Here is a 10,283-nt window from a genome sequence, read left to right on the forward strand (position 1 = left end):
GGGTCATTGCTCGGTCACTTCGAAAGACATGTTCATGGCGTCGAATCATTTTTTGATAGGCTCTTTCGAGTGCAGAATTTATGGTGAATCGGCCCTCTTCTTCTGCGGCAACCATGCAATTGACCAAGGTAAAGAAACAGTCTCCAAACTCCTCTTCCGCGTGCCGGTTATCCTGTTCGTCGAGGGCATCACATAATTCTTCTGCCTCTTCTTTGGCGAAGGTTGCGAATTGGCGGGTACCTTGTTCTCGGTCCCAGGGGCATCCTTCGGGTGAGCGTAAAAACTGTGCCAAGCGAATCAGCGCCTCAAACCAGTCACCGGGCGCCTTGGGTGTTGGCTGAAGTTCAGGCGAAAAGTTCATGAGCGTAGCCCTTTATAATCTTTATAGGTGGGAAGCAAAAGGTGAAATCTTAATCTTATTCTATGTTCAGTGTAAGGATACACGATGCGGGTGTCAAATTCATCTGATTTCTCGGGAAAGTTAGAAAGGAAAAAAGGCTCATTGTCGGCGTGCCCATGGATCTAAGGGGCGCTCACCAAGGCGCGGATAGTATTTAGCCGTTTTTCGCCTATTCCAGGTACGCGCCGCAGATCGTCTACCGAAGCGAAAGGTTGACGTTCCCGTTCCGCAATAATGGCTCCGGCTAGAACGACCCCTATTCCAGGCAATTCTTCTAACTGTGCCTGTGTAGCCAGATTTAAATTGATGGATCCGCCCTTTGTCGATGCGGCGTTTTGTTGTGCCGTTCTTGGTTGGCCTGCATTACTGACAGGAGGAGCAGAGGCAGGTACGCCCAGTCGTGCCATGTGATAATATTTCAGATACTGAGGCGGATTAAAAACTTTTTCTTCTCGGCCCCGTCGTGCGCGCAGGCTATTTCCTTCTTGAATCAACACGGTGCGTTTGGGGACAGTCAAGGTACTTTCATCAATCACGGGGGCGCTTAGCGCCAAGGTAGATAAATCGGCCCATTCTGTGGCTCCGCCTGCCATTTCAATTAAATCTACGAGGCGTGCATCGGCGTGAAGCCAATAGAGTCCGGGGTTCTTTACTGCGCCCATGACGGCAACGCCAAGCTTAGGAGCCGGTGTTGTTTGGGGCTCTTCGTTGGGCGGGGGAAGGGTTTGTGGAGCGACATTTTCCGGAGGTTTAGCCGCCGGTGGGGAAAGGGGTGTTACTGGGGCTGTTTTGGTGGTTTTTTCGGGCAGGGCAGAAACGGGTTTTTCATGCAAAAGGGGCAGTGATTTTGCGGGCTGTTCATTTGTTACAAAGGCTTCGTCGCTTTGTTTGTGATCCCGCTCATTTATGAAATATACGGTGACTACTCCGATTAGTATTGCCGTAGTTAACCCAATGATCAGCCATTGTTCTTTAACAGATAGAAGACGATTTGGCGCAAACATAAACCCACATTCTCCACCATATAGTTAATGCGTGATCACACTATAAATGAGTAGGAATGGCTTATTCAATTATGAGCCGGTTATCTCGCCTGTGGATAAAGCGGTAATGGTTGTGTTTGTTGGGCAGCCGAGACTTTTGTGTGTGCGCCGCAGGGGCAAGACGGCATCAGCCGGTAATGGACGGGATGGACGGGATGGACGGGATGGACGGGATGGACTGGATGGACAGGATGGACGGGATGGACGGGATGGGTGGGATCGGAGTGCGGTGGACGGGATGAACCGGTCGGTCGCGGCAGAAGGTTTTGGACTCATATCCGCTCCGGCTTTTTGGGGGAAGGAATTTTTGCGAATCCCCTCGTATATTTGCTATAGTATAGGCGAAATCCAAATTTCCGAAGAGAAATATCTTTGGTTTTTCCACGTTTATATTCATCCTATTCGGTAGTTTCGGATTGTCCTCCTCGTTTAGAGTACGTTCCCCCCTCGTATATCTTTAGTAAAGGTAATGTCTTTGATGGAACAAAGTTTTGTCATGATTAAGCCCGACGCAGTCGGACGCGCATTGGTCGGCGAGATTATACGCCGCTTTGAGCGTCGCGGCTTCAAATTGGTCGCGCTTAAAATGCAAATCTTAAGCCAGGCTCAGGCGGAAGCGCACTATAAAGAACATGTTGGTAAACCTTTTTACGAGGGACTGGCCGCATTCATCACCTCCGGGCCAAGCGTTCAAATGGTCTGGGAAGGTAAGGATGTGGTGCAGCAGATCCGTAAAATGAATGGTGCTACCAACTGTCTTGAAGCCGGCACCGGCACTATTCGAGGGGATTTTGGCTTGAGTAATCAAAAGAATTTGATTCACGCCTCGGACAGCGTCGAAACGGCTGCCCGCGAGATAGCCCTTTATTTTGAGGATCATGAGCTGGTTCGTTATGATCATGTTCGTCCGGAATGGTTTGAATAACTGTTCCTTAATGGTATACAGTCTAATAGAGACAGCGGTAACAACCGCATGACTAAGGAGGTTTAGCCCGTGGCTGGTGGTCGTAAAGTACGCAAGGCAAAAATTAATAAACATAAGCGCAAAAAACGTTCGAGGCAGGATCGGCATAAGAACAAATAATTGATTCTGAACGTATTTTTGCAGTCGAGTCGCGATTCTGTGTTTTCGACGATCATCCTCGTTGTATAAAGGTACAATGCCATGTCGGATATTAAAACCAATTTCTATGTGGATGAAGATTGGAAGGCGCGCGTTCAGCGCGAACGAGAATCTGCAGCGTTAAAAAAGAACGGTGGGGAGACGCCCGTGGACGGTGCGTCTTCCCCCGATACTGATGCCGGCACTGCGTCGGAAGGGACAGACGGCATCAATCCCTATTTAGATGGGCTCCTGAAAATGCTGGGGTCCCAGGCTATGTATAGTCTGGGTCTTATCGGCGGTCAGGGACAGGCCGTGGTGGATCTCGATCAAGCGCGTGAGATGATCGAAATGATCGGCATGTTGCGCGAAAAGATGCAGGGTAATCTTAGTAACGATGAGCAGGCGTTGTTCTCCGAGTTTTTGGCAGAATTACACCGGCTCTTTACTGCGCGCGCACAACAAGTTCAAAACCAGGCTATGGAACGCTCCGGGGTCGATATGAACAATTTGCGGAGCGATCAACAGCAGCAACCTTAAGTTGCGGTTGTGCACCTGTATCTCAATCAGAAATGAACGTTGCAATAGAACAGGATCAGGATATGAGAAAATCAGGGTGGATTATTGGGCTGCTTTTAGGTTTATCGCTTATGGTCGGTATTGCTTCAACGGTTGAATCGGATGAATCGATCCTTTCCGAGGAAGAAGCGATTCTTGTTGACTTAGCGGGTGAAGAAGAGGCGTCTCCCCCCGATGGGGCGGATCTTTTGATACTAAAGGGTACCGATGCTGCAGAGGCAAGCGCTTCTCCAAGCACCGTTATTATTCCGGAGGAAAATCCGCCTTATGAAACGACTCTTAAGGATGCCATCTCGGAAGACCTCATCGATTTAAGTGCCCTCCGCTCAGCTTTAGACCGTCCTTCCGAAACCGACGTACTGCGCCTATCTTTGGCCGATGCGATCCAAATTGCACTCCTACACAACCCGGACATTATTATTGCAGGCTTTGATCCGGAAAAGGCCGCGGCGGAAACCTATGCTGCTACCGGCGAATTTGATCCCATCTTATCGAAAAAGATGAGCTACAGTGATTCGACGACCTCTCTCGACCAGACGGTGCGCAGCTTCGTGAGTTTTCTAGGTACGTTTGGCTATTCTGTTGTCGATTCTCAAAAGATTATTTCTGAGAGTTCCCTTGCGGGCAAACTACACTATGGCACGCAATATGCGCTTTTGCTCGCGTCCAGCTGGGAAAGAGGTACTTTCGGCAATTATCAGGCGGAATATAATGCGACCTTGGGATTGACCTTGACGCAGCCGCTGCTTCGCGGCTGGGGCAGAGATATCAATCGGATTCGTATTCGCTCGGGAGAAAATCTGCGGAAAATCTCAGAAGCACAGGCACGCCTTACGGTGCTGAATAAAGTATCGGATACCATCAAAACCTATTGGGATCTTGTTGCCGCTATGGAAGGGACCCGCGTTCAGGAGGAAGCGCTTAGGAATGCGGAACGGCTGATGAAAATTAGCGAAACGAGGCGTGACATTGGGACTGCAGCGGACATTGATGTCCTTCAAGCCAAGGCAGGCGTTGCCATGCGTCAATCTGAACTGATCCAAGCCTACTCCCGAATTTCTGATGTGAGCGATTTGCTGAAGCTTTTGCTGAACCTTGAGGAAGCCGGGCGCTTCTCTAAGATTACACTCTTGCCTGTAGACCGGCCAAATCCTGAGTCTAAAGAGAAGTTCGATCGCGGCAACTACGACGAAAATCTGGATGAAAGCGTACAGCTCGCCTTGACACTGCGCCCGGAAAATGAGATGTCTGATTTAGAGATTGTCAATGCCTTGATGGAAGAGGAAAAGGCGCGCAATGATATGCTGCCCCAGTTTGATCTTGTCGGCTCCTATGCGCGCGGCGGTCGAAGCAACCAAATGGGCCGCACGCTCACGGGTATCTTGGAAGGGCAGGATGAGGCCTTTAGTATTGGCTTCCAAGCTTCGGTTCCCATTGGCAACCGCATGGGCAGAGGCGCCTATCAACGGGCACGCATCAATAAACGGCAGGCAGAAGAACGGCGCAAACAAATGCAGATGGCATTAATGATGCGTGTTCATCATGCGGCACGGAATGTTTTAGCGAACCAAGCTTTGGTTGAAAGTACACTCCAGGCGAAACGATTCCAAGAGGCGAACGTCAACGCAGAAGAGCGGCGCCTGAAGATCGGGATCACGACCAGTTATCTGGTGCTCCGCGTTCAGGAAGATTTGACGGCTGCGCAGTGCAGGAACTGCACGCCCGTATTGCCTATGAAAAAGCCTTGGTCGATCTCCAATTGGCGGAAGGCACTTTATTGGATAGCTACGGTATCCAGTACAGCCCCGAGATTACGGACAAGCCCGTGACTTGGGTTCAGAGTATTGGATTCAGCGTTGATCCCATAGAATAAAGGGTCGGTTTAGACACGCCTCATTTCCGTCTTAGCTCACCTTCCTTTGGTTGCCCCGGCCCTTGGCTTGGGCTGCTTCGATGCCTTCGCTTAGGCTGAGAAAAACCTTCCTCAAAAGCCGCTCTGTTCTCACCAATACCGGTCTCCTTTGCAGTACTCAGGCTTTCCCACGCTATACCTTTCTGTGCTCGTCGAATTTAAATTTGGAAAAGGGGTAGACAGTACGTTATAAAGAGTGCAGAGACGTCGTAGGAACCAAGCTTGATTTAGGAGAGTGACCTATGCTTAAACGAGATTCGATGATTGCGGCTATTGAAGACAGCAGCACCCTTTGGGATTTCATTATTATTGGAGGTGGCGCAACCGGTGTTGGTGTTGCTGTTGATGCGGCTGCACGGGGCTATCGCGTGATTCTGTTGGAGGCCCATGACTTTGGAAAAGGCACCTCAAGCCGAAGCACCAAATTGGTTCATGGCGGGGTTCGTTACCTGCAGCAGGGCAATGTTTCGTTGGTGTTGGACGCCTTGCGTGAACGGGGAATCATGCGCAACAACGCGCCCCATCTCGTTCATGATCTCGCGTTTATCGTGCCGAATTATAGTTGGTGGGAAGCTCCGTTTTATGGGATTGGTCTGCGGGTCTATGATTTTCTTGCGGGAAAATATGGCTTCGGTCATTCACGCAATCTGTCCGTTAAAAAAACTGTGGAACAAATTCCTACGATTGAGACGGAAGGCTTGCGCGGCGGCGTCATCTATTATGATGGTCAATTTGATGATACCCGACTTTTAATTAATATGGCGCAGACAGCTGAAGAGAAGGGCGCGGTCTTATTAAATTATGTGGGCGTCAAAGAGTTGATCAAAGAAAATGACGTGGTTTGCGGGGTGGTGGCGGTTGATCAGGAAACGGGGCAGGAGTACCGCGTGAAAGGGCGTGCCGTTATTAATGCCACCGGTGTATTTACGGACACCATTCGGAAAATGGATGTACCAGAGGCGCCGCCCATTATCAGCCCAAGTCAAGGGATCCATATTACTTTTGATCGTTCGTTTCTGCCCGGCGATACAGCGATCATGGTTCCGCACACGGACGATGGGCGCGTGCTCTTTGCCATTCCATGGAAAAATCATACGGTCGTAGGCACCACCGACACCTCCATTGATACGGTAGACTTGGAGCCGCGCGCCTTTGACGATGAAATCGAATTCATATTGACCCATATGGGCCGGTACTTGACGAAAGGGCCTGATGCCGCTGATGTGCGCAGTGTCTTTGTTGGCATTCGTCCGCTTGTTGCGGTTCAGGGCGAAAGCAAGACGGCCTCCTTATCGCGCGACCACACCTTACACATTTCCAATAGCGGATTGGTAACCATTACTGGCGGGAAATGGACCACTTATAGAAAGATGGCGGAGGATACGGTGGATCAGGCTGCCGTCGTGGCGGAGCTGGAAACCCAGCCTTGCACAACGCGGGAGCTGCCTATTCACGGCTATACGAAGGATACTATTGAACAAAGTAATTTAGCTTCTTATGGAAGTGATTGGGAAAAGGTGAAGGCTCTTCGCGCAGAAAATGCGGATCTGGAAGCGCTTCTTCATCCTGATCTTGATATACAAGCCGGTGAAGTACTCTGGGCGGTGCGTGAGGAGGCGGCGCGTACGGTGGAAGACTTTTTAGGAAGGCGCTCCAGAGCTTTGTTCCTGAATGCTCATGCCTCAGTTGCCATGGCGCCGAAGGTGGCGGCTTTGATGGCGGAAGAATTAGGCTATGACGAGGCGTGGATTGATGAACAGGTTCAATCTGTTACGCGCTTGGCTGAAGCTCATTATATGGTTAAATGCTGATATCAACAGCCCTCGTAAAGGTGTTGCTATCGGATTTTTTGAGATGATTAGAAGACAAATGTCTTGTCTCAAAATATAGTCTACCTTTAGGAGAGATGCCATGCATATTCCGGATTTGGGCCGCAGCAAAGCCTCCATTATGGAGCAATTAAAGCAGTACAAAGAAAACGATCTGCCTTGGCATTCCGGGCGGGTTATGGCTTATGTCTATGATCCCGGCGAGGAGGTCTTGGACACCGCGCAAGATGCTTACATGATGTATCTTTGCGAGAGCGGGCTCGATTTTACCACCTTCCCAAGCGTCATGCGTCTGGAACGTGAGGTGGTTCGGATGATCATTCATTTGTTGCGCGGCGACGAGGCTGTTGTAGGTAACATGACTTCCGGCGGGACAGAGAGCATTTTATTGGCTATGAAAACGGCACGCGATTGGGCGCGTGCTACGCGTCCTGAGATTAAAGCGCCGGAAATGATCTTGCCCTTGACCGCCCACCCAGCCTTTCATAAAGCCTGCGCTTATTTTGATATTAAGCCGGTTGTTGTGGACTATGATTCCACGAATTTCCGCGCCAATGTGGATGCCATGGCAAAGAGCATTACGCCCAATACGCTTGTGTTGGTGGCGTCGGCGCCGGGCTATGCGCAGGGCGTGATCGATCCTGTGCAAGAAATTGCCGCCCTCGCGCAAGGGCATAATCTTTGGTGCCATGTGGATGCTTGTGTCGGCGGCATCCATCTTTCTTTGATGCGTGAAATGGGATATCCCTTGCCCGACTTTGATTTTTCTGTGCCCGGCGTGACCAGTATTTCCGCGGACATGCACAAATTTGGTTATGCGCCCAAAAACGCATCGGTCATCCTGTACCGGGATAAAAATTACCGCAAATACCAATACTTCGCGTGTCTCCAAACAACCTCCTACGCCTTGATCAATCCCACGATCATGAGCAGCAAGACGGCGGGACCTATGGCGGGATCTTGGGCGACTTTGAATAAATTGGGCCGCGACGGCTACGAGTGCATTGTGCGGGAAACCCAAGGAGCCACCGACAAATTGGTGGCGGGTATTAACGATATTCCGGAGCTCCGTGTGCTGGGAAAACCGGATATGTGTCTCTTTTCCTTTGCGTCGGACACGGTCAACCTCTTTCAAGTGGCGGAAGAAATGGGTAGGCGCGGCTGGTATGTGCAGCCACAATTTTCTACGCCCTACTCTCCGTACAACTTGCATTTAACGGTCAATCACAGTTCGGTGAGTTTTACGGAAGCCTTGCTGCAAGATCTTCGGGAGGCGGTGACCGTTGTCAAAAATAGTGCTGACCATATTGATGTGGAGACGGTTCGGCAACAGATCAATCTTTTGATTGCCAATGATCCGGAAAATGCACAGGATGCTATTCTTGCCATGGGCGGCGTAAGCGATGGCGCTTTACCCGATTCCATGGTGATGATCAATACTGTACTTGAATGCCTGCCTTATCCCATGGCGGAAGCGTTATTGAAAGAATATTTAAACGGCTTACAAGCTTAAGAAGCCTTGCTGTAGTCTTTGCCTTTTTGCAGCACTATGCTTCGAGTCATGGTTCTGTCTGCTTGGGCTCGGTATGCTTGTACCAAGGATCAACGAACTCTCCGGGATAATATTCCAAAAGCAGATGGGCGCGGATATCCTCCTCATAATAGAGGGTGGGCCGCATTTGTTCGGCAACAAAAAGAGGCGCCTGATCGGCGTAGTGAGGCGAATCGGCGTCGGAAGTGGCGCTGCCGTATTGATGGATACTTTGTGAACGCATCGTGCCGTCGGCGTCCCATTCGACCATTTGGAAAAAGCAATCGCCGTTCGTAGGAGCGAAGTGGCCATCTTCCTGCAGCCCCAGATCAAAGGCGCGTAAACAATCGGGACAACCGGCGAGGGGAAGATCTAGGGAACCGCGCTTAAGACGAAGCATTTCCGACCACGGCACATCAATACGCCCACGGGTGTTGAGCAAATACATCACCGCTGTGTAAAGCTGTTTCATGGGTTTCGAATATTCGGGCGGCGCCTCTTTGTCCATAGGTAATTCGTTCGCCAGCATGACGAGGGTTGCGCCTGTGCTTTCTCCGGTTCCTTTACGATCCCAGGCTTGCAGGATTTCCCAAGCGCTGCGCATTTGAGGATCTTCGGGCTCGGCTGCATTTTTAATTTCTTGCAGCCAAAGACCAATCTCCGATTCAGGATCATATTCTTTGTCATATTTGTAGGTGAAAAATTCTTCTTTTGTGATTGCATCATCGCCGCCGTAAAGGGTCAGCGCGCGCAGGCTCCGGTTCGTATAATGTTTTTCTATTCGCATGGGCGCGGGGAATGATTCTTCTACCGGATTGCCTTCGCCGACTGTCGTATGAAAAGGACTGCTGTTGCAGCTTTGTATAAAGGCGGAGGGCGGATTCAATACCTGGGGCAGATCAGCAAAAGCGTAATAATCTGTCCATAGTGTTTGTGAGGTATTGCCGGGCACGAGTTTTGTCCAATCGTAATTATTGGAACGCTTAGGAATTTTGCCGGCATAGGCGTAAAAAAGATTCCCGTCACGATCGGCGTATAGGGTGTTGAAAGACAACATAGTCAGCCTGTTCATGGCTGCCAAGAATTCATCGAGATTTTGCGCCTTATTCATGAAGCGCCACTGCTCCAATATATCCACGTCTCCATAACCGACAAAACGGAGGGCATAGGCTTTTTCGCCCATACGGATAGCGGGACCATGAACGGACCACAGGAGCTCCGGGAAAACAGGAAAGCTTATGGTCTTCCATACCTGAATCCATATGGCGGCATTTTGCTTTTCCAAAAAACGCCATTCGCCGTCAAATTCATATTGATCGGGATCGTCAGGATTCAATGTTAATTCATAGATATCGGCAAGACCGGGGCGGTTGATGGTGTGGCACCATCCCATGTTCGCGTTATGTCCTTTGAAAATGAAAGGGCCGCCGGGGAAGGTGGCGCCAATGACGTCCCAACCTTCCTCACTGTGTACATGGGCTTCATACCAAGTGAGTTGACCATCCCACGGCATATGAGAATTGATAGCGATTCGGGTGGCGCCGTCGGCGCTGCGTGCGGGACCAACTGCCCACGCATTGGATCCGATAGGCATGTCGTGACTGAAAGGATTGTTTTTCAAGGTTTCCAGTGCAAGGATTCCGGCCTCGTCAAGTTGAATGTCGGAATTGCTCATCATTTCTTCTAAACTGCGCTGAAGCTCATAGAAAAACGGGGCTTTGATCATGCCCCCGGCGATGATGTCCTTGCCGGTAACAGGTAAGCGCAAATAAGGCATATGATCGGGATGGAGCGCCGCGTAATGGGTGATCCCTTCTGCATAGGCTTCTACGATAGCACGTAATTCAGGGCTGATCCCGCTTGCGTAGCGTTCTTCGGTAAAAGAAA

9 protein-coding genes are annotated in these 10,283 nt (G+C 50.3%); 6 read left to right on the forward strand and 3 right to left on the reverse strand.

Annotation, left to right across the window (positions count from 1 at the left end; genetic code table 11):
• Together GX117_06385 and GX117_06390 are read right to left on the reverse strand one after the other, a co-directional pair.
• Positions 1–361: nucleoside triphosphate pyrophosphohydrolase (locus GX117_06385; protein NLO32970.1), on the reverse strand; the 361-nt coding region annotated here is incomplete at its 3' end.
• Positions 362–522: 161 nt separating this feature from the next.
• Positions 523–1,404: a hypothetical protein gene (locus GX117_06390; GenBank protein ID NLO32971.1), complete on the reverse strand. Its 882-nt coding sequence runs from the start codon at positions 1,402–1,404 to the stop codon at positions 523–525.
• 46 nt (positions 1,405–1,450) lie between these two features.
• Here GX117_06390 and GX117_06395 point away from each other — a divergent pair, with 46 nt between their 5' ends.
• The 6 genes from GX117_06395 to GX117_06420 all read left to right on the forward strand — a co-directional run bounded on the left by GX117_06395 (position 1,451) and on the right by GX117_06420 (position 8,378).
• Positions 1,451–1,852: a hypothetical protein gene (locus tag GX117_06395; protein ID NLO32972.1), complete on the forward strand. Its 402-nt coding sequence runs from the start codon at positions 1,451–1,453 to the stop codon at positions 1,850–1,852.
• A gap of 69 nt (positions 1,853–1,921) precedes the next feature.
• The gene (gene ndk, locus GX117_06400; GenBank protein NLO32973.1) at positions 1,922–2,368 is read left to right on the forward strand and encodes a nucleoside-diphosphate kinase; all 447 of its coding nucleotides are present in this window, start codon (positions 1,922–1,924) and stop codon (positions 2,366–2,368) included.
• Between the two features lie 240 nt (positions 2,369–2,608).
• Complete coding sequence (locus GX117_06405) at positions 2,609–3,085, forward strand: DUF1844 domain-containing protein (protein NLO32974.1); 477 nt, start codon at positions 2,609–2,611, stop codon at positions 3,083–3,085.
• Positions 3,086–3,147: 62 nt separating this feature from the next.
• A complete protein-coding gene (locus tag GX117_06410; protein NLO32975.1) occupies positions 3,148–4,953 on the forward strand; it encodes a TolC family protein in 1,806 nt (601 codons plus the stop codon).
• 325 nt (positions 4,954–5,278) lie between these two features.
• Positions 5,279–6,847, forward strand: coding sequence for a glycerol-3-phosphate dehydrogenase/oxidase (locus tag GX117_06415; protein ID NLO32976.1), 1,569 nt, complete (start codon positions 5,279–5,281; stop codon positions 6,845–6,847).
• Between the two features lie 100 nt (positions 6,848–6,947).
• Positions 6,948–8,378 carry an aspartate aminotransferase family protein gene (locus GX117_06420; GenBank protein ID NLO32977.1) on the forward strand — a complete coding sequence of 477 codons (1,431 nt, stop codon included), beginning with the start codon at positions 6,948–6,950 and terminating at the stop codon, positions 8,376–8,378.
• A 46-nt stretch (positions 8,379–8,424) separates the two neighbouring features.
• Here GX117_06420 and GX117_06425 read toward each other — a convergent pair.
• Positions 8,425–10,283 (reverse strand): acylase (locus tag GX117_06425; GenBank protein ID NLO32978.1); only part of this gene is annotated, 1,859 nt, incomplete at its 5' end.

Source organism: Candidatus Hydrogenedentota bacterium, assembly GCA_012523015.1.
In the GTDB taxonomy this organism is placed as follows: domain Bacteria; phylum Hydrogenedentota; class Hydrogenedentia; order Hydrogenedentales; family CAITNO01; genus JAAYBJ01.

What these genes read in the sequence shown, in the direction of transcription:
- GX117_06390 (NLO32971.1), bottom strand. Translation starts at nt 1,404, where the DNA reads ATGTTTGCGCCAAATCGTCTTCTATCTGTTAAAGAACAATGGCTGATC.
- GX117_06395 (NLO32972.1), top strand. Translation starts at nt 1,451, where the DNA reads ATGAGTAGGAATGGCTTATTCAATTATGAGCCGGTTATCTCGCCTGTG.
- ndk (NLO32973.1), top strand. Translation starts at nt 1,922, where the DNA reads ATGGAACAAAGTTTTGTCATGATTAAGCCCGACGCAGTCGGACGCGCA.
- GX117_06405 (NLO32974.1), top strand. Translation starts at nt 2,609, where the DNA reads ATGTCGGATATTAAAACCAATTTCTATGTGGATGAAGATTGGAAGGCG.
- GX117_06410 (NLO32975.1), top strand. Translation starts at nt 3,148, where the DNA reads ATGAGAAAATCAGGGTGGATTATTGGGCTGCTTTTAGGTTTATCGCTT.
- GX117_06415 (NLO32976.1), top strand. Translation starts at nt 5,279, where the DNA reads ATGCTTAAACGAGATTCGATGATTGCGGCTATTGAAGACAGCAGCACC.
- GX117_06420 (NLO32977.1), top strand. Translation starts at nt 6,948, where the DNA reads ATGCATATTCCGGATTTGGGCCGCAGCAAAGCCTCCATTATGGAGCAA.